This is a genomic window from Lentzea sp. NBRC 102530, assembly GCF_030269365.1.
In the GTDB taxonomy this organism is placed as follows: domain Bacteria; phylum Actinomycetota; class Actinomycetes; order Mycobacteriales; family Pseudonocardiaceae; genus Lentzea.
Window position 1 is genome coordinate 37,698 of the sequence record NZ_BSTF01000024.1, and the last position, 25,263, is coordinate 62,960.

15 protein-coding genes and 1 pseudogene are annotated in these 25,263 nt (G+C 67.2%); 9 read left to right on the top strand and 7 right to left on the bottom strand.

Features of this window, described 5'->3' with window-relative positions; genetic code table 11:
• The first annotated feature begins 561 nt into the window (after positions 1-561).
• From QSK25_RS40795 to QSK25_RS40805, 3 genes are all read left to right on the top strand, one after another.
• Entirely contained in the window at positions 562-1,452 is an 891-nt protein-coding gene (locus tag QSK25_RS40795) for an aromatic prenyltransferase (protein WP_285646604.1), read from the top strand.
• Positions 1,453-1,486: 34 nt separating this feature from the next.
• Positions 1,487-2,275, top strand: coding sequence for a class II aldolase/adducin family protein (locus tag QSK25_RS40800; protein WP_285646605.1), 789 nt, complete (start codon positions 1,487-1,489; stop codon positions 2,273-2,275).
• A 116-nt stretch (positions 2,276-2,391) separates the two neighbouring features.
• The gene (locus QSK25_RS40805) at positions 2,392-3,504 is read left to right on the top strand and encodes a cytochrome P450 (RefSeq protein ID WP_285646606.1); all 1,113 of its coding nucleotides are present in this window, start codon (positions 2,392-2,394) and stop codon (positions 3,502-3,504) included.
• Between the two features lie 2 nt (positions 3,505-3,506).
• Here the strand turns inward: QSK25_RS40805 and QSK25_RS40810 are convergent, their stop codons facing one another.
• Positions 3,507-4,670, bottom strand: a complete 1,164-nt coding sequence (locus QSK25_RS40810; protein ID WP_285646613.1) for an FAD-dependent monooxygenase — start codon at positions 4,668-4,670, stop codon at positions 3,507-3,509.
• A 526-nt stretch (positions 4,671-5,196) separates the two neighbouring features.
• Here QSK25_RS40810 and QSK25_RS40815 point away from each other — a divergent pair.
• The 6 genes and pseudogenes from QSK25_RS40815 (at position 5,197) to QSK25_RS40835 (ending at position 11,181) form a co-directional block, all read left to right on the top strand.
• Positions 5,197-6,054, top strand: coding sequence for a carbohydrate ABC transporter permease (locus QSK25_RS40815; protein WP_285646614.1), 858 nt, complete (start codon positions 5,197-5,199; stop codon positions 6,052-6,054).
• A 2-nt stretch (positions 6,055-6,056) separates the two neighbouring features.
• A complete protein-coding gene (locus QSK25_RS40820; RefSeq protein WP_285646616.1) occupies positions 6,057-6,878 on the top strand; it encodes a carbohydrate ABC transporter permease in 822 nt (273 codons plus the stop codon).
• Positions 6,879-7,422: 544 nt separating this feature from the next.
• Positions 7,423-7,797, top strand: coding sequence for a hypothetical protein (locus QSK25_RS40825; RefSeq protein ID WP_285646618.1), 375 nt, complete (start codon positions 7,423-7,425; stop codon positions 7,795-7,797).
• A 229-nt stretch (positions 7,798-8,026) separates the two neighbouring features.
• Positions 8,027-8,245: pseudogene (locus QSK25_RS45520) on the top strand (helix-turn-helix domain-containing protein); the annotation flags it as partial.
• A 69-nt stretch (positions 8,246-8,314) separates the two neighbouring features.
• The gene (locus tag QSK25_RS40830) at positions 8,315-10,291 is read left to right on the top strand and encodes an NB-ARC domain-containing protein (protein ID WP_285646619.1); all 1,977 of its coding nucleotides are present in this window, start codon (positions 8,315-8,317) and stop codon (positions 10,289-10,291) included.
• Between the two features lie 332 nt (positions 10,292-10,623).
• Positions 10,624-11,181, top strand: coding sequence for an RICIN domain-containing protein (locus QSK25_RS40835; protein WP_285646620.1), 558 nt, complete (start codon positions 10,624-10,626; stop codon positions 11,179-11,181).
• Between the two features lie 172 nt (positions 11,182-11,353).
• Here QSK25_RS40835 and QSK25_RS40840 read toward each other — a convergent pair whose 3' ends face one another.
• The 6 genes from QSK25_RS40840 to QSK25_RS40865 are packed head-to-tail and all read right to left on the bottom strand — an operon-like array spanning position 11,354 to position 24,842.
• Positions 11,354-14,686, bottom strand: coding sequence for a right-handed parallel beta-helix repeat-containing protein (locus tag QSK25_RS40840; RefSeq protein WP_285646622.1), 3,333 nt, complete (start codon positions 14,684-14,686; stop codon positions 11,354-11,356).
• Complete coding sequence (locus QSK25_RS40845) at positions 14,683-17,286, bottom strand: hypothetical protein (RefSeq protein ID WP_285646624.1); 2,604 nt, start codon at positions 17,284-17,286, stop codon at positions 14,683-14,685. The genes QSK25_RS40840 and QSK25_RS40845 overlap by 4 nt, the downstream gene beginning before the upstream one ends.
• Positions 17,279-18,640: a type VII secretion protein EccB gene (eccB, locus tag QSK25_RS40850; RefSeq protein WP_285646625.1), complete on the bottom strand. Its 1,362-nt coding sequence runs from the start codon at positions 18,638-18,640 to the stop codon at positions 17,279-17,281. Before eccB ends, QSK25_RS40845 begins: the two co-directional genes overlap by 8 nt.
• Positions 18,641-18,646: 6 nt before the next feature.
• Positions 18,647-20,062: a type VII secretion integral membrane protein EccD gene (gene eccD / locus QSK25_RS40855; protein WP_285646626.1), complete on the bottom strand. Its 1,416-nt coding sequence runs from the start codon at positions 20,060-20,062 to the stop codon at positions 18,647-18,649.
• A complete protein-coding gene (gene eccCa, locus QSK25_RS40860) occupies positions 20,059-24,087 on the bottom strand; it encodes a type VII secretion protein EccCa (protein WP_285646627.1) in 4,029 nt (1,342 codons plus the stop codon). Before eccCa ends, eccD begins: the two co-directional genes overlap by 4 nt.
• Positions 24,084-24,842: a hypothetical protein gene (locus QSK25_RS40865; RefSeq protein WP_285646628.1), complete on the bottom strand. Its 759-nt coding sequence runs from the start codon at positions 24,840-24,842 to the stop codon at positions 24,084-24,086. The genes eccCa and QSK25_RS40865 overlap by 4 nt, the downstream gene beginning before the upstream one ends.
• Between the last annotated feature and the right edge of the window lie 421 nt (positions 24,843-25,263).

The following is a 25,263-nucleotide window of genomic DNA, read 5'->3' on the forward strand; positions in this document are numbered from 1 at the left end:
ACCAGCTCCCCGTTTCAAAGGCCCGACGCAGCCTCACGCTGCCCTACCCCAGCAATCCCAACCCGACCTGGGTGGGCTCTCCGCCGGGGAATCCTCCGGACCACACAAGCTCAGCAGGCAGCACAACGCGTTGCTCCACGGCTTCGCTCAGCAATGACATCGCCGCCATCGGCGGACAACAAAGGCAACACCGCGAACAATTCGGGCACACTTCGAACAGCTCGTGAGCCCCCTCGCGCCCTCTCAAACGAGATACGTCGTAAGCACAGCATGCGTAAGCTCGCTGTCCGCCTCCGCACCTCAAGCCCATCGGAGCAGGCACTTCTGCCTCCACCGCAACACATCGACGAAATCGTTCGCACTCAACAGACCTTCTGATGTCCTGCTGAGGTTTGGTTAATGCAGCCTTGATTCTCCGGGAGCATGGGCGTAGGTACTTGTCTGTCTGCACGCGAATGTCGCACTCCCGAACATCCGACGTGCCGGCGTCTCCGTTCTCCCTTCCCGCTTGGTGATCGCCGCTTCAGCGCGCGCTGAAGCACGTACGTCGACAGGAGCCGCATGTCCGATCTTCACGACTTCACCGCCGAGGACTTCCAGCGGGACGTCAGCAGGACCGCCGCCGCGATCGGCGCTCCCTGCGACCCGCACACGGCGTCGGACGTCTTCACCGCGTTCCCCGAGCCGTTCCTCTCCGGTTCGGTTCTGTGGCGCAGCACCGATCAGGCTCAGGCCCCGCTGTCCTACCGGATCTTTCCCATGTCACCGATCGACACCACCGAACGCGCCCTCGCCGCAGGCCTTCTGCCCGCTGATCACTCCCTGCTCCCACTCGCACGGGCGTGGGGCGGGTTGTACGAGGGCAGGACACGCCACTCGTGCTCGTTCGACTCGGACTTCGGCCTGACGAAGACCTGGTTCTACTTCGGCACCAAACGGCCGCACGACGAGATCCTCGGTGCCCCTGGTGTCCCGGCCGTGCTCGCGGACCGCATCGGCGAGTTCGCCGAGCTGAACCTGCGACGGATCAGCTTCGCCGCGGTCGACTGGCGACAAGGATCGGTGGTGCTGGACTTCGACATCGAAGGACCACTGTCCCGTTCGGACCTTGATCGCCACGTCACGCTGGCAGGAGCCGCGCCCGTCGATCCGGCCACTGCCGACACCGTCGTCCAGCACATCTCGCGTGACTACTGCGTCGCGCTCGGGGTCAACGCCACCACCGGCAAGGCGTTCGACGTCGGGGTCTCCGTCCTCGACGTACCCGTCGAGGCGTTGCCGCCGCTGCCGACACGGCTCACCGGCTTCTTCGGCGACATTCCGGTCAGTCGCAACGAGTTCACCGTGTTCGGCTGGTCGTTCGGCCGCCACGGCACCTACCTCAAGTCGGAACGGCAGTACGCGGGAGACATCCGCGCCGTGCTCGACACGTGGGCCAAAGAGACCAACTGACGAACCGAGATCCGGTTTCATCGAGGAGAAGACCGTGACGAAATCCGCTCAGGCCGCAGACAACCAGTTTCTGCCAGAGGCGACCTTCGACAACACCGCCGAGGAGCGTACGTACCTCAAGTCGCGCCTGTGCGCGGCGTTCTGGCATTTCGCGAGCCTTGGTTTCGACGAGGGCATCGCCGGGATCATCACGGTGCGGGACCCGGAGGACACCGGGACGTTCTGGACCAATCCGATCACGGTGCCGTTCGCGCACATGACGCCCGACCAGCTCATCCGCGTCGACGGGGCGACCGGACTCACCGTGGAGGGAGAGGGCGTCGTCAACCTTCCTGCCTTCTCCATCCACGCCGAGATCCACGCGGCGCGCCCGGACACCCAGGCGGCGATTCACCTGCACACCACCTACGGTCGCGCCTATTCGAGCCTCGGCAAGCTTCTGGAACCCATCACCCAGGACCACACGGCGTTCTACGAGGACCACGCGATCTTCGACGACTTCACCGGCATCGTGTTCGACCGCATGGAAGGCAAGCAGATCGCTGCCGCGCTCGGTAACGCCAAGGGCGTGATCCTGCGCAACCACGGTCTCGTCGCCGTCGCGGAGACGCTCGACGCCGCCGTGTGGTGGTTCACCATCTTCGACACCTGTTGCCACATCAGCCTTCTCGCCGAGGCCGCGGGTGACCCGATCGCGCTCGACGACGAGGTCGCCCGGCTCACCGCCCAGCAGATCGGCAACCACCAGGTCGGCTACGCCAGTGCGCAGCGGCTGCTCGCCCGCGCCATCGATGCCAGAACTCAGGTGGGAGGTCGTTCGTGACCGCTGGGAGTACGCTGGGGACCGACCTGTTCTCTCTGAGCAATCTGGAGCTAGTACCTGATCCGTACCCCACCTACTCCGGTCTGCGTCGCACGGACCCCGTTCACCACTCGTCCATGTACGGCGGTTCCTGGGTCATCTTCTCCTACGAAGATGTCGTCGCACTGCTCAAAGATCCGCGCTTGACCAACAACCGTGCAACGCTTCCCATCAAAGCTCTCCCGCCGGAGCAACGCCAGGAGTTCGCGGACATCGTTCCTGTTCTGTCCCGATGGGTTGCCTTCTTCGACGGTCACGAGCACCAGATGCGCCGGCGCCACATGAACGCGGTGTGCGACCTGTTCTCCAGAGAGGTCCTGGTGCCGGTCATCCAGAACGCGATCGACACTCTCCTGTCGGGATGGTCCCGTCGGCACGACCTGATCGAGGAGTTCGCGCGCCCGCTGCCGTCGATGGTCATCACCGAGTTGCTCGGTGCTCCTCGGCAAGACCACGAACAACTGGCGAAGTGGTCCGACGACATCGCTTATCTCTTCGGTGCCAGCGCTCTCGTCGCGGACGACCTGCGCCGGGGCCGGCGTGCGATCCACGATTTCGCCGACTACCTCGGAGAACACGCCCGCAACGCGATCCGCGGCCATCGTCCGACGATGATCACGAAGCTGGCCGAGGAGAAGACAGACGGTTTCGAGTTCCTTCTCAACGAGGCCTGCGCGCAGGGAATGCTGCTCATGTTCGCCGGCCTGGAACCGACCCGCTACCTCATCGGCAACGCGATGTGGTCGTTGGAAGACCACCCGGAGCAGCGGCATCTGCTGACGGAGAGCGACAGAAGCCTGCACTACGCCGTCGAGGAGTTCCTCCGCTACGACAGCCCGGTCCAGTACATCGGCCGCATGGCGGCGGAAGATTTCATCTACAAAGGACACAAGATCGAAGCGGGACAGCCGGTGCTGCTGTACATCGGTGCCGCGAACCGTGACGAGAACGCGTTCCGCGATCCCGAGAAGCTGGATCTCACTCGCCAGCCCAACGCGCACCTGTCGTTCGGCCGCGGCGCGCACAACTGCATCGGAGCCACTCTGGTCCGAGTGCAGACCGGGATGGCGCTGCGCGCGCTCGCCACCCGCTTCCCCTCGTTACGGGTGGTACCCGAGGTACCGCCCGTGTACAACACCAACCTGGGATTCCGCGGGTTCAGCTCGCTGACAGTCCATACCGGACTCTGATCTCAACCGAGCACCTCGTCGGCGTCGTAACCAAAGATCCAGTCGAAGTCGTCGGCCAGCGAGCCCTCGCGCAACGCGGCGTCGCGGGCACGCTGGTCCACTCCGTCAGCAAACCGGAAGGTGGCTCCACGAGCGGAAGTCAGCCGGTGTACCGCGGCGACCCGCTCTGCCCGAACGGTCTCGTACCGCCGCAACGCCGATGCTAGATCGCCGCCGGATCTGTCGAGACAGGACACGAGAACGGCCGCGTCCTCCATCGCCAGGTTCGCACCCTGTGCCAGGAAAGGAGGCATCGCGTGCGCCGCGTCCCCCACCAGGGTGATGCGTTGTCCCGGCCACCGCTCCAGCAGCGGTCGGTCGAACAACGCCCATTTCGTCATACCGGGCGCGGCGGAGATCAGTCTCCCGATGTTGTCGTGCCAGCCCTCGTAGGGCTCGCGCACCACGGCGGGATCGGCGAGCCTGGACCAGTCGACGTCCTCCCACCGCTGTCCGTCGGCACTCGCGCTGATGTAGAACGCCTCGCCGCCACTGATCGGGTAGGCGACGAAGTGACTGCCGGGACCGGCCCAGATCGTCGCGTGATCGTCACGCAGCACACTCGTCGCCGGACCGGCCGGCACGATTCCCCGGTACATCACGTTCTCGGTGTAGACTGGGCCGTCACCACACAGGAGCGTGCGCACGGTGGAGTGGATTCCATCCGCTCCGACAAGCACGTCACCGTCCCAGGACGATCCGTCCGCCAGCGACACGGTCACCCCGGACTCGTTCTCAGCGACTTCCGTCACCTGGGCTCCGAAGCGGACCACACCGTCCGGCAGCCGGTCCAGCAACGCCCGGTGCAGATCCGCGCGGTGCATCGTGTAGTAGGCGGCATCGCCGTTGCCCGCCACCGGCAGCAGCCCCAGCACCTCGTCGCTGTCCCAGCGGCGCACCGCGATGGCGTCGACAGCGCAGGCCGCCGGTCTGAGCTCCACGCCCAGCCTGGAGAGGACGCGCGCGCCGTTGGGAGCGACGTGCAGCCCCGCTCCCTCCGGATGCGGAGCGTCGGCGGACTCGAACATCACGCACTTCCAGCCGGACCGCACCAGGTGCAGCGCGGTGACCAGCCCCGCGATTCCGGCTCCCGCGACGAGAACCGTCCCTCGACCACCTGGCGACATCTGAATCTCCGTTCCTTTGAGGACCAGACTGAAACTACACCTCGACGACGATAAGAAGCCATACGCGCCAAGGAGATCCGATGATCAGCGCAGATCCGGTGCCGCCGCCACGGTTGTGGTGGGCTGACGAGCCCCGCTCGTTGTTTACTGGAGAGCCCGGTCTCCCGCCCCGCGCCGAGCGGAGGCTGGCCAAGCGCTACCGAAGGGCCGACGACATGCCTCCTCGACAGTTCATCGAGCGTTTCACACCATCGGCGTCGGCTGTCGTCATCCCGTCCGTTCGTGGCGGAGCTGCGGGCGAACGCGACGGCAGCACGCTCGCCATCGCCCGGACCCACCACAGAGGACTCGTTCCAGCGCCGCAACCGGTCGCGTGAAGCGCCGTACAGGGTCGAGAAGGGCGAATACCGTGTCCAGTACGTGTGAAGTGTCGCGGTCACCGAGGCGATGGATGCGACCAGGCGGCTCCTTCCCCGCGCGAACCGGTCGGGGCGACTGGTTCGACCGCAGGATCAGCCCCTACCTGATGATCGCGCCGTTCTACGTCGTCTTCGGCGTGTTCGGACTGTTCCCGCTGCTGTACACGGCCTGGGTCTCCCTGCACGACTGGCATCTCATCAACGGCGACGAGGGTTTCGTCGGACCGGCCAACTTCGCCGAACTGTTCAGCGACCGCTACTTCTACAACGCCCTGTTCAACACGGTCAGCATCTTCCTGTTGTCCACCGTGCCACAGCTTCTCGCCGCGCTCGGCCTCGCGGCGCTGCTGAGCCGCCCGCTACGCGCACGCACCGCGTGGCGAGCGGCGGTCCTGGTGCCCAACGTCGTGTCGGTCGCAGCGGTGGCGCTGGTGTTCAGCCAGCTCTTCGGCAGAGACTACGGCGTGATCAACACGATGCTCGGCGTCGTCGGCATCGACCCCGTCAACTGGCAGTCGAACCGATTGACCGCGCACATCGCCGTGTCCGTGATGGTCATGTGGCGCTGGACCGGTTACAACGCGTTGCTGTACCTGGCCGCGATGCAGAGCATTCCCAGGGAGCTGTACGAGGCGTCCACTTTGGATGGCGCATCGCGCTGGCGTACCTTCTGGTCGATCACGGTGCCCGGCATTCGTCCCACGATCATCTTCACCGTGGTGACCGCGACCATCGGAGGCCTGCAACTCTTCGCGGAGCCCCAGTTGTTCGACGCGTCCGGTGTCAACGGCACCGGCGGAAGCGGAAGGGAGTTCCAGACGTTGACGATGTATCTGTACGAGCACGGCTTCTCCCTCTTCGACGCGGGATACTCCGCCGCGATCGCCTGGGTGCTGTTCGGTGTCTCGCTGCTGTTCGCCCTGGTCAACTTCGCGCTGGTGCGCAGGATCGCGAGCGGGGACTGAGAATGCGCGGACAGCCCAGATTCATCACCTACGGCCTTCTGATCTCCGTCGGTGCGGCGTCGATCTTCCCCCTGTACTGGTCGTTCGTCATCGCGTCGCGGGACAACTCGGCGATCGCGGAGAAAACGCCCGTGCTGGTACCGGGAGGCAATCTCCTCGCCAACATCGGCAGGGTGTTCGACACCGTCGACTTCTGGCTCGCGTTGCGGAACTCGCTCATCGTCTCCGGGACAGTGACGCTGTCGAACGTGATCCTCGCCAGCATCGCGGGCTTCGCCTTCGCCCGACTGCGGTTTCCAGGCCGCAACGGGCTGTTCCTGGTCGTCGTGGGCACGGCCCTGGTACCAGGGCACCTCGGCGTGATCCCGCTATACCTGCTGGTGAGCGACTTCGGCTGGTACGGCAGGCTCGAAGCGGTGATCGTGCCCGCTCTCGTCGGCGCGTTCAGCGTGTTCTGGATGCGACAGGCGTGCGAGGAGGCTGTCCCGCGCGACCTCGTCGACGCCGCACGGGTCGACGGGTGCTCTCTCTGGCGGGCGTTCTGGCACGCCGCGCTTCCAGCGATCCGGCCACAGGTGGCGGTGCTGGCGATGCTGACGTTCATGGCGACGTGGAACGACTTCTTCTGGCCTCTCGTCGTGCTCGACCCGAATGACAGCCCGACCGTCCAAGTCGCCCTGTCCCGTCTGGCCAGCGGCTACTTCACCGACTACTCCCTGATGCTCACCGGGGCCACGATCGCTGTGCTCCCCGTACTTGTCGCGTTCGTGCTGTTCGCCAGGAGGATCATCGACGGGATCATGCGGGGCGCAATCAACGGCTGACGCCATCTGTTACCAGGCATCTGCTGTTCGCTTTCAGCGGTGACGCGCGAAACAACGGACCGAGAAAAGCTCGTCACCGCTTCTGTCAGCGCCGCTCGTCGGTGTTTCTACAGTTGAACAAAACAGCGACAGACGGCTGGATGGCGCGGGCGCAGAGATCGCCCTGACCGCCTCGGAATCGAAGTGCGAAGCCCGCAGCCTGACGTCGGACCAACCTGGTCCCGACGCCGTCCACGACGGCCCTAGGCGTACATCAAGGTAACGTCAAGAAAATGGGCCCAAACAGACTCCCGACCTTCCCCAGGTTCACCGGTACGACCAGAAGGGCCGCCAGCATTGCCCGCCCCTGAGACATCAATCCTGTTCGACGTCGGTCCGCTGTCTGAGCTGTCCGAAATCACGCAGTCGGCGACTCGTCCGTTCCCAAGGACTCCGATATTGTTCACGGACAGCTCACGGCACCGTCAGGAACAATCGGGCACACACTGTGCGCGTCACCCCCGGAACTCGCCTCGATGCCAACCGCACTGCTTAGCGTCGCGGCATGAAGCCCTTCACGACGACTTTCAAGCGCACCGCCGCGGCCGCCGCGGCGGCCGTCTCGCTGTCGCTGCTGTCCGCAGGCACCGCCCAAGCGGTCACCCCTGGCAAGATCAAACTGTGCAACAGCCGCGACGCCGGCATCTCCGTCCAATTCCTCGATCGCGGCGGCCTGACGCTCACCCCGGTCAGGTACAACTACGCCAACTGCGTGTTGCAGCCGATGTCCAGTCGCGGCCCGGAGAACGTCGCGGTCTCCGCCATCATTCCCGGCTCAGGCGCGCGGCACATCGGCACCACGCGGGTCGACATCCGAAAGGGCGTCCAGATCAACCTGACCGCAGGCCGCAACCCCGGCTTCCTGGTCAGCCAGTCCTGATGCGGCACGGCGCGAAGCCAGAAGGCCATCGCGTCACAGGACCGAACAGGTTGGTCCACCACGTGCCATCGTCACGTCACTGATCGTGGAGGCTCGGCCTCCTTCTCGGTCGGCGGCCCGCGCGGTCCCACCCTCCCGACATGCGCGGGCCGCCGACCTCACGGCTCGGTCGTGAAATCGGCGGCACACCATTCCGTAATGGTCGCCCCACACCGGTCCGGCAGGTTGAATGCCTGTCGTGAACACACACCCTGACTCGGCTCTCACGCGGTCCTTCGGCGAGAGTCTGTTGCGCTACCGCAGAGCGGCGGGCCTCTCCCAAGCGGATCTCGCCCACACCTCGGGTATGAGTGTGCGAGCGTTGAGAGAGCTGGAACGAGGCAGAGCCGCCGCCGCTCAGGAACGGTCCGCCGAGCTTCTGGCAACCGCGCTCGGACTTACCGGTGGCGAGCGCGAGTCGTTCATCATGCTCGCCAGAGAAGGCCGCCGCCGCTCCACTCGCTCCAGACAAAGGACGATGTTGTACTCGCTCCCGTCGACCCCCAGGCTGGTGGGCAGGAGGCCAGAGCTCGATCGGCTCTTCGAACTGGCGGTGTTGGGAGGCGGCGTCGTCATCGTGGGGGCTCCGGGTGTCGGCAAAACAACACTCGCCGTGTCCGCGACCAACCACTTGGCGGACCGCTTCCCCGACGGGTGCATCGCGCTGGACCTTCGCGGCATCGACGATCAGCCTATCGCCCCGGCCGAGGCACTGGAGCGGATGCTGACCGCTCTGGAAGTACCGCCCAGCCGCGTCCCCGCCGAGGTGAGCGAGCGCAGTTCGCTGTTCAAGGCACTGACACGCGAGAGGAAGATGCTGGTCGTCCTCGACAACGTTCTCGACGAGAAACAGGTCGCTCCGCTGCTTCCCGCCTCGGACACCGCCTTCACGATCGTGACGAGCCGGCGTGTCCTCCCCGATCTGGACACGGCCGCGACGATGCCGCTGGACGTCCTGACGGCCGCCGACGCCATCGAGTTGCTCTCGGCCGTCGTCGGCGAGTCGGCGGTGCAACGTGAACTGGAGGCGGCGCACGAGGTCGTGGAGCTGTGCGGCAGACTCCCGCTCGCGGTGCGCATCGCGGCCAACCGTCTGGCCACCAGCAGGCAGCGGTCGATCGACGACCTCGCCCGGCAACTCGGCAACGAGCGCAGGCGCCTCGACTCGCTGGCAGCGGGAGACCTCAGCCTGCGTGCGGTGTTCGAGGTCTCGCTTCGGCGACTGACGCCGGAGGCACAAGCCCTGTTCCGCCGTCTGGCACTCATTCCGGGAGCGCATTTCGGCCCCGACCTCGCGGCGGTCGCGGCAGGCGTCCAGGAAGACGAGGTCGAACCGGCACTCCACGAACTGGTCGCCGCTTCGCTGCTCACCACCACCTCGGCGCCACCACGTCACCAGTTCCACGACCTGATCAGGCTGTTCGCTCGTGAACACCTGCTCGCCGACGAGCCGGAAGCGCACCGGCTCCTGCTTTACGACGACCTGTGCGCTCACGTGCTCACCAAGGGCGCGGTCGCGGGGCGGCTCTTCTTCCCCGACTCGAAAGGCGTGGAGGACGACTCTCCTTTCCGGTCCCAGGCGGAGGCCGCCGAGTGGCTGGAGCGGGAAGCGACCAACTGGAGGGCGGTCCAGCGCAGCGCTGCCGAGACCGGCCGGTTCCGGGAGGTGTTCGACTTCACCTGGGCGGTAAACCGTTATTCGCTCGGCAGGGAGATGCAGTACGGATGGGACGAGATCTTCGGCATCGGCCTCGCCGCCGCCAGGGAACTGGGCGACCGGACAGCGGAAGTCGACATGCTGACGCAGCTCGGCTCCGCCCTCACCTGGAGCCGGTCCGACTTCGACGGTGCCGTGAACATCCTGCGCGAAGCGCTCACTCTCTCGGAGGAAATCGGCTATCACCGGGGTACCACCGTCGTGAACGCGAGCCTCGGAATGGCGTTGATGCGCGTCGGTTGTCTCGACGAGGCGGTCGCGTACAACCAGCGTGCCTACGAGATGTCGGCGGGTTACGAGTTCTTCGATGTCAGGTTCTGGATGACGCTCGCGCTGAGCACGATCTTCGAAGCGCAGGGCCAGTTCGAGAAGGCGCTCGCCCTGCACCGCCCATTGCGGACTGAGACCGAGCACAGCTTCGGTAACACGAACGTCGAGACAGCCCGCCTGGTCACCATGCTCGTGACCACGCGTAGCGGGGCCTGCCTGGCCGGCTTGAGCAGGTGGGAGGAAGCAGCGAAGTCCTTCCACGAAGCCAGAAAGCTCGCGTTCGTCAGGGAGGCCGGGTACGGAGGGGAAGCGGAGCTCGCACTGCTGGAAGGCGCCGCGTGGAGGATGGCGGGAGAACACGAGCACGCGCGCACGTGCCTGCTGCTCGCACGCGACCTGCTCGACGGCCCTGTCTGGCAGGAGGACAGGACGCGAGTCGAGGCGGAGCTGGCCTTGCTGGAGAACTGACGGGGTTGGCGGTCGCGCACCGATCGGTCAGCCGAGCAGAGCGCGACCTGACTCACCGGCATCTGGCGACGATCTGCCCTCCTTCTCGGCCGACAGTGCGCGTCCTCACCACGGCTTCACCGAGAACGAACATTCTGCGAAAGCACGTCTCACGCGCCTTTCCAGCGACCCGCGAACCGAAAGCGGACATTCGGGCAAACCTGACGTGACGCGGTACCTCACGTACGCGAAAATATTGAGCACGGTCGCGCCTGCCCAGACAATCCAAGGAGATGCGATGGCTGTATCACGCATCAAGCTCATCGCGTTCCATGATTGGAAGGGGCACCCAAATGAAGCTCACTCTCACGAGTGCGGCTCGCATTACCAAACGCATTTCCGTCATATTTGCGCCGTTGCTCGCACTGTCTCTCGTCTCGGCGCCTGCCCAGGCCGCTCCGATGTACGGCCAGTTCCGCAACATCCAGACCGGCGGATGCCTTGACAGCAACCTCAGGGGCGAGGTCTACACGCTGTCGTGCAACAGCACCGTGCTGAACCAGTACTGGGAGGTCGAGTTGACAGGAACGCGAGCGCCCGACCGCTACTACCAGGTGAAGATCAAGAATGCGGCCACCAACCGCTACCTCAGCCAGTTCTGGTACCTCCCGACGAACCCCTTCGCCGTACCCAACGTCAGGCCCACGCTGGCAACACAGCCGAACTCCTCCGGCGACCAGGCCGTTTTCGACGGAGTAGGAGCCGGCTGGAACAACGTCTCACTGCGATCCACCAAGGGCAACAGGTTCGAACCGCTCTGCGTCGACACCGGCCGCGTCGGCGTCGCCTACGCGCACGCCTGCAACGGCGGAACCTGGCAGAAGTGGGAACTGATCAAGCGCAACCGCTGAACATCCTCACGAAGTGAGACATCCAGACAAGAAAAGAATGGCGTTCGATCCGGAAGGTTCCGGGTCGAACGCCATTCTCGTTTCCGTCGAATAATCGTCGGCTCCGGCGCGGTCTCCGAGCCACCGCGTTCCCGGAAATCGACGAAGACGGCCTTGCCTCAGTTCGGCGCGATCACCCCACCGCGGTGAGCCCCTCGATCCTCGACGCCACCGCGACCGGGACGATCGAGTGCAGGTCGGCAGCGGTCAGCGTGCGGGACGCCGCCGTGGTGGCCAATCTCTGCGCGAGCTGATGCGCATCCCATGCGGTGTGTTCGCCACCGGACACCAGTCCACGCAGCGCCTCCACCACCTCGTCGGGCACCCGGTGGCCGCGCCGGACCAGTTGCCGCACGGTAAGAGCGGTCAACTGGTCGGCGTCGTAGCCACCGAAGTCCCATCGCTGGGCGAAACACTCCGCCAGCCCTGGTGCGTACTGGCTGAGGCCCGCGAGCGCCGTCTCCTCGCCGGACAGTACGACCACGGGGCCTGCCTGGTTGGACCGGACGATCTCCACCAGCGCCTCGACGAGTTCCACGCGGAGATCACGCGAGTCGGTGGCCCAGTCGGCGTCCGCGTCCAGGAGGAGGACACCGCCGTTCGCCTCGTCGAACGCGGAGGCGACCAGGCTTGCGGCCTGCCCAGGCCAGCGCGGGCAGAGGTCCTGCCCGATCGTCAGCCTGACCAGCTGACCGCCTGGCACCAGCCGCAGTTCGGCGAGGCTCTGCGCGTACAGCGCGGCGATGGCGCGACGCCCCATCCCCCGCTGGCCGGCCAACACGGTGTTGGCCTGCCTGCCCAGTCCCTTGTTGCGGGTCTTGAGCACGCACAACCGCACCAGCACGCGCCCCACGGCCTCACGGACGTCGTGCAGACCGGTGAGGCCGGTGATCCGCTGCCATCCCAGGGTCGCCTCGACCGCCCCCGCCGGGTTCACGTCCGCGTCGGGCAGGTCGGCGCGTGGTTTCGCCTCGCCCAGCGCCGCCAGCTCGTTCGCCAGATCCAGCGCGGTCAGCCTGTTCAGCTCGGTGTCCTTCTCCGGCGGCTGAAGCGCGAGTCTGGACGCCTGGTTACTGACCATCGCCTCGAACAGCTTCCGCGCGACGCGACCGTTGCCGAACGTGTCGTTCTTCGGCACGCGCTCGTAGTAGTCGCTGAGCGCGCCGACCGCGTCGTCGGTCAACTCGTAGTAGTGCTTGCGGCACAGGTTGGTCGTGATGGTGACCAGCTCGTCGACGCTGTAGTTCGGGAACTCGACGGTTCTGGAGAACCTGGACGCCAGACCGGGGTTGGAGGACAGGAACTGTTCCATGAGCTCGGAGTACCCGGCGACGATCACCACGATGTCGTCGCGGTGGTCCTCCATCATCTTCATCAGGGTGTCGATGGCCTCCTGGCCGAAGTCGGGGCCACTTCCTCCCGACTGGCTCGACAGCGTGTACGCCTCGTCGATGAACAGCACGCCGCCCATCGCCTTCGTCACGACCTCGGCGGTCTTGATGGCGGTGGAACCGATGTACTGCCCGACGAGGTCGGCCCTGGCGACCTCGATCATGTGTCCGCGAGCGAGGATGCCCAGTTCCGCCAGCACTGCGCCGTAGAGCCGCGCGACCGTCGTCTTGCCGGTTCCCGGAGGTCCCGCGAACACCAGGTGACGGCTCATGGGCGGCATGGGCAGTCCCATCGCCTGCCTGCGCTGCGTCATCTTGATCAGGTTGATCAGCCCGAGCACCTCGTGCTTGACGCCGTCGAGGCCGATCAGCTCGTCGAGGTCGGCGAGTGGACCGTCGAGCGCGGCACCCATCGCGCCGCCGAGCGACTGGCTGCCCGGCGTCTCCTGTTCTTGTGCCGCCGACGGCGCGAGGCGCGGTCTGGGCTCCGGCTCGGCGGAACGCTGCCGTTGCTGCTCGCCAGTGGCGATGCCGGTCACGGACAGCCGCTCGTGCTCGACCGCTCTGCGCACGGGACTGCCACCGCTGCCCGTGATCGTGCATTCCGCGACGGTGGCGGGTTCCTCGGTGTCGAGCAGGACTCCGTCTCCCGCGCTGTCGACGATCTCGCATTCGCGGACATCGCCGCGCGATCCGCTCAAGAGCTGCACACCATGACGGCCTGCCGAGCGCACCCTGCACCGGATCACCTGCACCACGCCGCGCGCGCTCACGGTGATGCCGTCCTCCGACGCGCCGACGATCTCACTGTCCTTGATGGACAGACGCGCGTCCTCCGCGCGGATTCCGCCGCCCTGGAAGAAGGTCGACGCGAACTCGCCGTTCGCCCCGCCCACCAACGCCACGAGGTGCGTGGCCGTCCCCGTGACACGGGTGTCGGTGACGTCGCCTCTGGCCCCTTCCGCAAGTGACAGGCCGAGTGCGTCGCCGACGTCGATCCGCGCGTCGGCGAGCACGAGCCGCGACTTGCCCTTCACCAGCACCGCTGGTCCTGACTCCGGCTTGGCGCGCAACCCTTTCAGCCTCACCGAGGACTCCGCGTCGACCAGGACGGCACCCTCCGACGTGCCGTCGATCCGCAGCGCTCCGAACTGGGGCGCCGACGCGGCGTCCACCAGCACTCCGATCGGGCTGCCGTCGATCCGGCAGTCGTCCAGCCGGGGAGATGCCCCGCCGGTCACGTAGACAGCGGTGCGTCCCGCTCCGGAGATCCGGCAGCCACGCAACATCGGGGTGGCGCCATCGGCGATGTGGATCGACTGGGCACCGGCTCCCGTGAACTCCGAGTCGGTGATGACCACTTCTCCCGTGCTGCGGACGTACAGGTCGAGGCTCTCGCTTTCGCTCACCCTGACCTCACGGAGCTTCGCGTTGGACTCCTGCTCGACCACGAGTGCAGGCTTCGCGGAACCGACGACCTCGCAGTTCTCGACCAGCAGCCGGCCACGGCCGTTCACGCAGATTCCGTTGCCACGCGCCCCCCGCACGGTGACGTGCCGCAGTTCCAGGCACCCGTCTTCCGCCACGACGATGCCGGACGACGCCGCGTTGACGACCTCGCAGTACTCCGCCGTGCTCGGCAGCGACGAGGTGACGACGATGCCGACACCGCCGTCGCTCGTGACCGTGCAGCCACGCAGGACGGCGCATCCCTGTCCACGCGCGAGCACCGCGGCCCACGACGCCGCCGACACGCGGCAGTCGTCCAGGGCTACCTCGCCGTGGCGGATGTCGAGCGTCGCGTGGTCGCCGTCGTCGCCCGCCAGCACCAGCCCGGAGAACTGGGCCGCGGTCGCCGCGACGACGACAACGCTGCCGGTGCGGGCCACCACCTCGACGGTGCCTGGTCCCTCCTCCGCCGAGATCGTCACCATCCGGCTGACAACGAGGTTCTCCTCGTAACGGCCGGGCAGCACACTGATCGTCGCGCCGTCGCGGGCCTCCCGCAGCGCCGCGCCGATCGTCGGATAGCGTCCAGGCCGATCAGCGGAGACCACCAGCAACTGACGACTCATCGCCCCTCCTCCTGTCGGATGGTCCGGACGAGGCCCGGTAGCGTGCCGAACCTGGGCGCGGCCTGGAGCGGCACCCGCACTTCGCCTGCCGCGTTCGCGTGGGTGTCGATCTGCCGGCGAAGAGTGTTCACCGCGAGCTCGTCCAGCGAGGCCCGGTTGGTGTCGACCTGACCGTTCTCGTCGATCTCACCGGCCGCCAGTTCGCGCAGCAGCACGAGGCCGCGCTGTCCCGCCTTGGGTTCGACCAGGTCCAGCACCTTGAAGCTGGTCCCCGGCACGAAGAGCACCCTGTCGCTGACCGCGGGCGATTCGGGTTCGAGCAGCTTGGTGCGACGCGCGGTCATCGACCACAGCAGCACGTCCACGTCGTGCTCGGCCTGCTGGCGGGCGCACGGAGCCGTCAGCGCGTTGACGAAGCCCCACTCGGTGATGAACTGGCGGTCGCGATAGATCTCCCATTCCCTCGGGGTCGGCGACGCCGCGAACGTGGTGGCGCCTCGGTGCGAGGGAAGCCTGCTCAGGCCGGACACGACACAGCGCGCGAGAGGCACGTGGGGTCCGACCAGCCCGGTCCTCAACGGCAGATCGACGTTGTCGCCCTGCTCGGAGAGGTACAACCGGATCGCCACGGCGTCGGTCAGCACCTCACCACCCGAACGCTCGATCGCGCCCTGGAAGCCGGGGTGTTCGGACAACACACGCATGACCGAGTTGGACATCGCCGCGTACTCACGGCTCAGCGTGCGCCGCAGCCAGGCACGTTCCTCGTCCATGCCCCGCACGGTGATCAGGGCCGCAGCGCTCGTCGCCGGGGTCGGCTGCAGCGCGGAGACGAACGCCGCTTCGCGGGGTTCCGCGACCGTGTCGTCACCGATGACCGGCAACGGTGTGTGCCCGGTGACGTCGACCGGCTCGTACTTGACGGGCGCCGGCTCCTCGGTCACGACCGGGCTCGCCGCGGTCCCCGGCCTGTCCGACGCGACGACAGGAACCTCCGCCTCACGCTTCTCGACCAGGCGCGTGACGATCGGCGGCTCCACCGTCTCGAACGAGACGGTGGGTGCCGGAGTGTCGATCTCGGGGAGGGCGATCGGGAGACTCGGCATCTCGAACGGGTCGTAGGACGCCTCGTACTCCTCCGCTGCCGGCGACTCGGACTCGTTCATTTCGCCGAGCGCGGGCATCGGTGTGACCTGAGCGGGCATCACACCGTCGAATCGCATCGTCACGGTGTCGAGCGACAGCGCCTCTTCGCGCGCGACATGCCCGGGCGCGCTGTCCGGCGACATCGGCGGCGGCGCCTGTGCCACGTCCCTCGTTCGGTCCCTGATCTCGATCCGGTGCTCTGCCAGGGAATCCGCGCACACCAACCGGCTCAGGTGCCTCGTGGGATGGTCGAGGCGGCCGATCACGTCCTCGGCGAGTTCACGCAGGTGCGGCTCCCCCTCCTCGAAGAGAACCAGGTGGCGAGCGGCGTCAGGCTCGGCCGACCTGACCGCGGCAGCGTGCCCCACCTCGTGTGGCGGGCGCAGCCACAACCCGGACTGCACGACCTCCAGCACGACGTGAGGCGAGTACTGGTACACCGCGGGCCTGACCTCGTCGATGCCGATGAAAGGCCTGCGGTAGCGGGCCAGCACGGGAGGAGCAGCCTGCTGTCCCGGTTCGCCTGGGCGGTAGAGCACCTCCTCCGCCATCGACCTCCACCCCAGACCGCCGTCCAGCCGCACCGTATAGATGTCCGGCTCGAAGCGCGATCCGACGGGAACACCGGTGAGGCAGACGATCTCCTCCCCCAGCGCGTCGGCGATGGCCTGTCCGTGGGTGTCGCCGTCCGGCACCGTGATGGGTCCGAACTTCACGAACCGCAACTTGTCCCGCAGGCTGGGCGGCGTCCAGCCCCAGAACCGCAGCACGTCCTGCACCGTCACGGGCGGAGCGCCAGGGCACCCGATCACGACCACGCACACGCCCGGCTGGCACGGCACCGTCTCGATGAGCTGCCTGCGGTGTGGGCGCAGGATCTCCTCAGGGCCGCGTGGCCGCAGCCACACCCCGCCTGGCAGCGGTTCCGCGACTCCTCCCGCGCTGGTCGGCATCACGTCGACGAGAGCGGACACCTCTTCCCACTGCGGGCGGGGAAACCTCTTGCCGTCGAGCTTCGGCAGCTTGCCTGGCTGAAAGCGCATCCATCCCGTGCCCCAGCCGGAATCGACGAACAGCGTGCCACCGGCTCCAGGCAGGACGGAGCCGTCCGGCGCGATGATCGTCCGCCCCAGCCGTTCGGAGAGCCACTGTCCGGCGAGCGCGGTGGTCTCCCTCGGACGTCCGCCGACGATGAGCCGAAGCCCTCTGCGCTTGCGGGGCAGCAGTCTGGCCGCCTGTTCCCACACCACCATCGAGCTTTCCAGCGGCAGGTCCACGACGACCAGTTCGTGGTCGGGATCGGCGGCGAGGCCCAGTGCCAGGTCCCTCGTCTCGTTGCGCAGCGCGTTGCGCGGATGGACCACGAGCGCGTTGCCGATCTTGTGGCCGATCATTTCCCGATCGTCGTCACGATCGCGGTCCCGGCGCATCGTCACCAGACTCATCTCAGCCACGTCCTCTCTCCACGACAGCCGCCGCGCTCCGGCTCAGCACCGGACCGCTCGGAATCTGTGCCAGCACCTCCGCGGCCATCGGCCGGACGGCCGCGCCTCCGAATCCGAGCGCGGAGACAGCCTCGTCGTCCGCGAGCCGGTACTTGAACCCTCGATCAGTGATCAGAAACCGATCCGGCTTCGCACCGGTGCCGGTCTGCAGTGGCGACGACGCCACCAGCAGGCCGGAGCCAGGACCGAGGTAGGCGCCGGTCCGCGCGTTCATCCCCGCACCAGCGAACTCGCGTTCGGTGGTGACTGGAACGCTGGAGAACACGGTGCCCCGGCTTTCCTGACGAAGGCAGAACGCCCTGTCTCCCGCCGCAACCGACTTCGCCGTGACGAGATCGGGAATCCGCTTGGTCAGCGAGGTGTCCGCGGATCTGGGCGCGGCCGTCATGGCCGCCACGTCGAGGTCCACCGCTGTCTTTCCCTTGGCGACGGTGAGCAACACGGCCTCCGTGCGGGACAGCGGCGCGAGACCATCGGAACGGAGCACGACGAAGCTCTCGGTGCCGTTGCCGGCTGTCTGCCTGAACACGGTGCCCACCTGCCGTGCCTGACCGGCGATCTGCGCGGTACCGGAACTCTGCACGGGCGCCGGTCCGATCTCGGGACCGTCCGGCAGTGACGACAGCCAGGCCGCGGGAGCGGTCGGGGGCGTACCGGCTCCCGCCCCGAGCGCGATCGGCACCAAGGCGGACGCGAGCGGTAGCTTTCTGCCTGACCACACGAAGTACTGGCGGCCGGAGCCGTCCTCGACCCAGAGGTACTCGTCCTCTCCCAGCGCCGTGCTCGTGGCGCCAGGGTCGGCGTTGAGGCTCATCTCTCCCGCTCCGCCGATGCCGGCCGTCTGCGGGAGGCAGAGCAACCACGGGGTCGTGACCAGCGAGTTCGCCGGGGGCACCGGGTCTGGCGCGTTGGGAATGCCGATCGGGGCGCCCCGCCTCAGTCCGCTGAGCGACGCGCGCGAGATCGTCTCGACCGTCGCGCCCGAACCCTTGAGGAGCATCGCGGAAGCGTGGTTCGCCACCGGGAACAACGTGCCGTCGTTGTAGACGAAGCGCGTTCCGCTCTCCTTCTCCACCAGGATGGCGTTCGGCTTCTTCCACGCGGTGCTGCCACCGGGGCTGATGAGTCCGTACACCCAGAACCCCACGCCGACCAGCAGTGCCACCACCAGTCCGAACACCAGGCCGGACAGGGCTCTGCGGGCGGGCGCCTCACTGTAGTTGGTGTCGCCGAGCAACAGGGCGGCACTCATCCGGCCGACCAGAGTCTGATAGGCGTGGACGTGGTCCTTCTTCGTCTGCACGCCGCGTCACCCAGCCAGCCCGCGCGCCCAGGCGAACACACCGAGCAGGTGCAGGATCAGCGGCACCAGGGCGATGCAGGTCAGGTTCTCCACGACGTCGCCCATGTGCGGCCAGATCGGCAGCATCCGCCGATGGGCTGGGCGTAGAGCGGCCGACACCAGCAACAGCACCGCCGCCGCCATCCCGAGCACGCCGAGCAGCCGCGACATGTCGTTCATGCCGGACAGCATCGTAAGCGCGGGAAGAACCGCGCCCCACGTACCGGCGAGCGCGAACGCCGTGCGCTGACCAACGTTGAGGAACTCGCGTGAGCGCAGGAGAACCAGCGCCGCGAACAACGCGCCCACGGTGTGTGCGACCCACGTCTGCTCTGCCATCAGATACGGAAATCCGGCGGCGAACACGACGGACGAGCCGATGGCGAGAACGCTGAGGTAGCTGTCCGCGATTCCCGTCTGTTCGATGAGCTGCGCCGCGGGCATCGGCTCGACATCGACCTTCAACTCTTCCGCCGTGCGCGGCAATTGCGGCCCGCGAAGGCGCGCGGCTCTCGTCGCCAGCTTCGGGGAGAAGAGCAGCAGCACGTAGCACACGGACATGACGATGATGGCGGTCTGAGTACCTGACAGATCCGTGCCCAGGCTCAGCGTGACCGCCGCGATGACGGCAACCCCCGCCATCGCCGTCGCGCCGAAAGGCACGATGGGCAGAGTGCGGGCCACGAGCCGCTGGAGGGCCAGCAACGCGAAGGAAGCCCCGGCCAACACGCCGCCACCGACGAGAACTCCGCTTGGTTGCAAGGCGATCGCACCGACGACACCGGCTGCCAGGAACGTCCCCGCGAGGCCTGCGAAAATCGTTCCTCCCACGCCCAGCACGGCGGCGAGCGCGCGATCGCCGATCGTCCTGGCGACCAGAACCGCCGCCACCAGCAGGGTGATGCCGATGACCCCACTCGTGGCGGACGCGACGCTGGCGCTCTCGTTCTCGAACAACGACACCGCGATCGCGCCGAGCGCCGCGCTCGCCAGGCTCAGGAAGAGCCTGCGGTTGGCTTTCTCGTTCCACCTGTCGCCCTGCCGGTTGACCGCGGTCGCCATGCCTTCCGCGACATCGTCGAAATCCAGCTCCGGCAAGGGATCGGCGGCAGGCGACAGGTAGAGCAGCTCGCCGTCGAGCCAATCCAGCGTCTCAGGGGTGCCGTCCGCCGCGAACGGAGCGTCGCCGAGTCGCTGCAACACCCACGAGCCGTCGACCGAACCGCCCGCCGGACCGTCGCCGTCGCCGTCGCGCACCACATGACGCATCAGCGTGGGCAGCAGTGCGGACACCGTGGTCGACGTGGGAACGGCGAGATCGGCCCGCCCGTCAGGACCGACCACGGTGACTCGGCAGAGTTCCGCTGACACGGACATCGTCATCCACCTCCTTCCACTATCCCGGTCGACACCAGTTCGTCGTCTCCTGGCATCGCGGTCACCGGCACGTAACCGGTCTGGATCAGCTTGGTACCGCGGCGGGTCACGAGCTGGGCTCGTCCCGGTGGCAGAGTGCGAGGCGCTGCCTCTCCGAGGAACTTGCCCTCCTCCTTGGGATAGGAGAACAGCAACGCGGGCGTCCCCAGTTCCCACAGCCGACGCAGGACCGGGTCCATCATGGCGCGGATGCCGTTGGCACTGCTTCGCGCCACGATGAGGTGGAAGCCGATGTGGACTCCCTGTGCCATCAGGGGAAGCAACGACTCCAGCGGCGTGGACATGCCCATTCCCCCGCTGGAGAACAACTCGTAGTCGTCGACGACGACGAACAGTTGCGGGCCTTCCCACCAGTCACGCCTGCGCAGGCGTTCCGACGAGATGTCCGGACCAGGCACCCTCTTCTGCAAGGACACGGCGGCCTTGTTCGCCATCTCGGTCAACGCGTCGGACGCCACCACCTGTCCGACGCGGTACTCCTCGGGAACCATGCCGTCGAGGTCCCTGCGGGAGTCCGCCACGAGGATCTTCGCCGCGCCCGGCTCGTACCCGGCCACGATCGACCTGATCACGAGCCTCAACGCGTTGGTCTTCCCGGTTTCCGAGTCTCCCAGCAGGAACAGGTGCGGGATGGTCCCGAAGTCGTGCCACACCGAGTTGAGGCGCTGCTCGTCCTGACCGAGGCACACCTTCAGGTCACCTTCCGGCTTCGGCAGGTCGACCACCGGTAGCTTGGTGGGGAGCAGCCGCACGCCAGGAGCGCTGCGACCAGGCCAGAACGTCCTGATCTCCTCCACCACCGACTTCGTCGCGGCGGCGAGGTCCTCCGTGTCGCTCGCGCCGTCCAGGCGCGGCAGGGCGGCGAGGAAGTGGAACCCCGTCGTGGTGAGGCCGCGTCCCGGCTGGTTCGGCACGGTCGCCGCCTTGCGGCCCTTCACCTCCGACTCCATCGCGTCGCCGAGACGCAGTTCGAACCGGGTGCCGAGAACGTCACGCAGCCACGGCCGGATCTCCGACCAGCGAGTAGAGGACACCATCAGGTGGATGCCGAACGACAGTCCCCTGGCCGCGATCTCGGTGAGCGTCGTCTCCAGGTCGCTGTAGTCCTGGCGCAGGGTGAACCAGCCGTCGATGATCAGGAACACTTCGCCGTGCGGGTCCTGGATTCGCCCTTCCCGCCGTGCGGCGCGATAGCCGGCCATCGACTCGAACCCGTGCTCGGCGAAGGCGGTTTCCCGCGTCTCCATGACGTTGACGACCTCGGCCACCGTGCGCACCACTCGGTCGCGTTCCAGACGGGTGGCGATGGAGCCGACGTGCGGAAGGCCGCTGATCGACGTGATGCCGCCGCCACCGAAGTCGAGCCCGTAGAACTGCACCTCGTCAGGAGTGTGCGTGAGCGCGAGACCGAGGATGAGGGTGCGCAGCAACGTCGACTTGCCGGACATGGGAGCGCCGACGATGCCGACATGACCGTCCGAACCGGACAGGTCCGCGATGAGAAGGTCACGCATCTGCTCGTAGGGCAGGTCGACGAGTCCCGCGGGAACGCGAAGCCGTCCACGGGCGGTGTCGTCGTCGACGATCATGCCGAGCTCGGGATGCGGCACGATGCTCGGCAGCAGCGAGTCGAGGGTCGGCGACTCCGCGAGAGGCGGCAGCCACACCTGGCGTGCGGCAGGCCCCACGCCTTCCAGCCGGCCGATGAGTACGTCCGCCAGGCTCGGCGCGTCCTCAGTTGACTCCTGCTCCTCGCTTTCCTCCTCGTCCTGTGGGGACTCGGGCTCTGCGATCACGATCTCGTGCGCACGCGGGCTCGGCTGGGTGTAGAACGGCACGATCTCGGTCGCGGCCAGTTCCGTCGGACTCCTGTCCCCCGATGGAGCCGTGGTGAGGCAGGGGCCCGACACGTAGGCGCCCTTGAACCTGGTGAGCGTGGTGGTGTCGACCTTGAGGTAGCCGTTGCCAGGACCGGAAGGAAGCTCGTAGGCGTCCGCCACCCCGATGACGCTGCGCGACTCCATCGAGGAGAACGTCCGCAGCGCGACCCGGTAGGAGAGGTGTCCTTCGACCCGATGAATGCGGCCTTCGTCAAGCCGCTGGGAAGCGAGCAGGAGGTGCACGCCGAGGCTGCGTCCCAACCGGCCTATGGACACGAACAGATCCATGAACTCCGGCTTGGCGCTGAGCAGTTCGCTGAACTCGTCGACGATCACGACCAGCGTCGGCAACGGCGGCAGCTTGCCACCGTTCAGCCGCGCCTTCTCGTACTCGAAGAGCGACGAATAGCCGCTGGCGCGCAGGATCTCTTGGCGGCGGGTCATCTCGCCGTTGAGCGAGTCCTGCATCCTGTCGACCAACGGCAGCTCGTCCGCGAGGTTCGTGATCACCGCGGACGTGTGCGGCAGGCGGTCCATGCCGATGAAGGTGGCACCGCCCTTGAAGTCCACCAGGACGAGGTTGAGGACCTCCGACGAGTGCGTGGCGGCCAGACCGCACACCAGGGTGCGCAGCAGCTCGCTCTTTCCGGAGCCGGTCGCGCCGATCAGCATTCCGTGCGGCCCCATGCCGCCCTGCGCGGATTCCTTGAGGTCGAGCTCGACCACGTCGCCGGACTCCGTGACGCCGATCGGGACCTGAAGCCGCGCCCGCTGGGGCGACTTCTGCCGCCACTGGCCTTGCACGTCGAACGTGTGCACGTCACGGATGCCCAGCAGCGTGGTCAGCTCGAAGTCGTTGTCGAACGGAAGATCGGCGACGTCGACCGTGCCACCTGTCCGTTTCGGTGCGAGCAGACGCGCGAGTGTGTCGGTCTGAGCCAAGGTCAGCACGTCGCTCGTGGCGGAGCCGGTCTCACCTCCCGCCGGGAAGGTGACCTCTCCGTCACGGCAGGTCAACCGGAGAACCTTCTCCCCGCCTGGCAGCGCGCCCGTGGCGTCGAGCAGTACCGTGTTGCGCAGCCCCGGTCCGAACAGCGGCGAATGCTCGGGAATCGTGGCGAGGTGCGCCACGATCACGATCAGTGGTTCCGCCACTCCCGGCAGCGCGCTCTTGTCGTGGTCACCGCGTTCGAGCACCTCGGTGCCGAGCAGATCGAGCAACTCGTCGTGGTCGCAGGTCAGCATCCGCAGCGGACCGGCGGCGTCTCTGGCCTCCGGGTGGGCGCTGTGCGGCAACCACTTGACCCAGTCCCATTCAGCCTGGCTGGACGGTGAGGTGAGCACGGCGACGCGCAGTTCGTCTGGAGCGTGGAAGACCACCATCTGAGCGATCATGGAACGCAGCAGGGCCGCGGCTTCTTCTCGCTCGCCCGCGAACTCGATGCTCGTGAAGCTCCGCAGCCCGACGGAGACCGGGATACCGGTCACGGTCCGGTAGGTCTCGGCGAACCGGCGCAGCGAGATCGCCGACAGCGGTTCCAGGTCCTCGATCGGCTTGGTGGACGGTGGTGTGAAGGTCATGGCCGCCTGCTGGCTGCCGAGCCCGATCCTCACTCTGCCGAAGTCGTCGTGACTGCCGCGCCGCTCCCACAGGCGCGGACTGCCGGCGAGCGACCACAACCAGGACGGATCGGGGTGGTTCCACATGACGGCGGCGCGCTGCTGGTTGCCCGCCTCTCGTGCCCTGCGGCGTAGCTGGCTGATGTAACGCAGGTAGTCACGCCGCTCCGAGTTGAGTTTGCCCTTGCGGTCGGCGCCGCCGCGCACCAGCTGACCGATCGCCATCGCCACCATGCCGAGGCCCATCGCACCGGACATGATCAGGATGAACGGCCCGCCGGAGGCAGGACCGGACGAGAAGACCAGGACCATCGCCACCGGGGCGATCGCCATCGGCAGGAACGTCAGCACCGAGGAGAGGTCACGCGGGGCAGGCTCCGGCATCACCGGGGGTTCCTGCAACTCCTCCTCGCCCTCCGGCATCGCGGGCCCCTCGGCGCGAAGACCGCGTCGCACGGTGAAGGTGCTCATTCGATCACCCCCAGCGTCGTGGGCCTCAGCCCGCCGGCCCAGGCTCCGTCATCCTGCTTGAGCAGGTCGACCGCCCTGCGTTCCTTCTCCTCGGTCTCCTCGTCCTGCGTTCCCTCGTCCTCTGGCAGGTCCTCGTCGCCGGTCGGCGCTTCGGCGCACCCCTCTCCCGGCTCAGCCTTGAACGGTCGTGGCACGTAGTCGCTGGCGTCGAACCGGCCAGGCGAGGATTCCGCATTGCCGTTATGGCGCGAAGCGTGGCTCACTCCGCGCTCCCACACGGTCGACTCCCGGAGCGTGTAGTCCGGAGTGGAGGCTTCCCTGTCAGCCTCCTTGGTACGTCCCTTCAGCAAGGCGGAGGCCGAGGCAAGACCGAGCAGGCCGGCGCCGACCTCCCATGCAGAGAAGTCCTCGTCGTCCCCTGCCGGACGGACGACGGCTACCCGGTCCGGTGGGGGCGTGGACACGGGGTCGGGCACGAATGGGGTCTCGATGGGCGCACCGGGACGCACGTCGATACCGGCACCGGCACCGGGAAGGCCGACGGCTCGCCTCTCTTCTCTTTGCTCGTCCAACTCAGGCGTCACGGGGGTGACCGGATCGAGGTAGGGGTCGAGGTGCGACGCGATCCACTCCGGCAGCACCGCGTCCTCGCCGGACCGCGTCAGGGGTTCCGTGTTGCGCTGCGGCGGCTCACCCGAGCGTCCCGAGTTGACCGGAGGCAAGCCCAGAGGCAGGGAGGGAACGATGCCGGGCATGGGAGCCAGGTCGTTCGCCGCCAGCGAAGACCAGGACTGTCGCTCTCCCGGCGTCTCCGCAGCCCCACCCGGATCACCAAAACCAGACGGAACCTCACCCTTCCAAGGCTCCACCTCACCACCCAACAGACCCGACGCATCCGGCCGATCCCCACCAGCACCACCAGAACCACCCGGCGACATCGGCGGAGCCATCGGCGGCATCATCGGCATACCACCCGACTGACCAGAAGAAACCGCACCCTCCACAACAGACGGAGACCACGCCTCACGATCACCAGGCCGCTCGGCAACCCCACCCGGATCACCAAAACCAGACGGAACCTCACCCTTCCAAGGCTCCACCTCACCACCCAACAGACCCGACGCATCCGGCCGATCCCCACCAGCACCACCAGAACCACCCGGCGACATCGGCGGA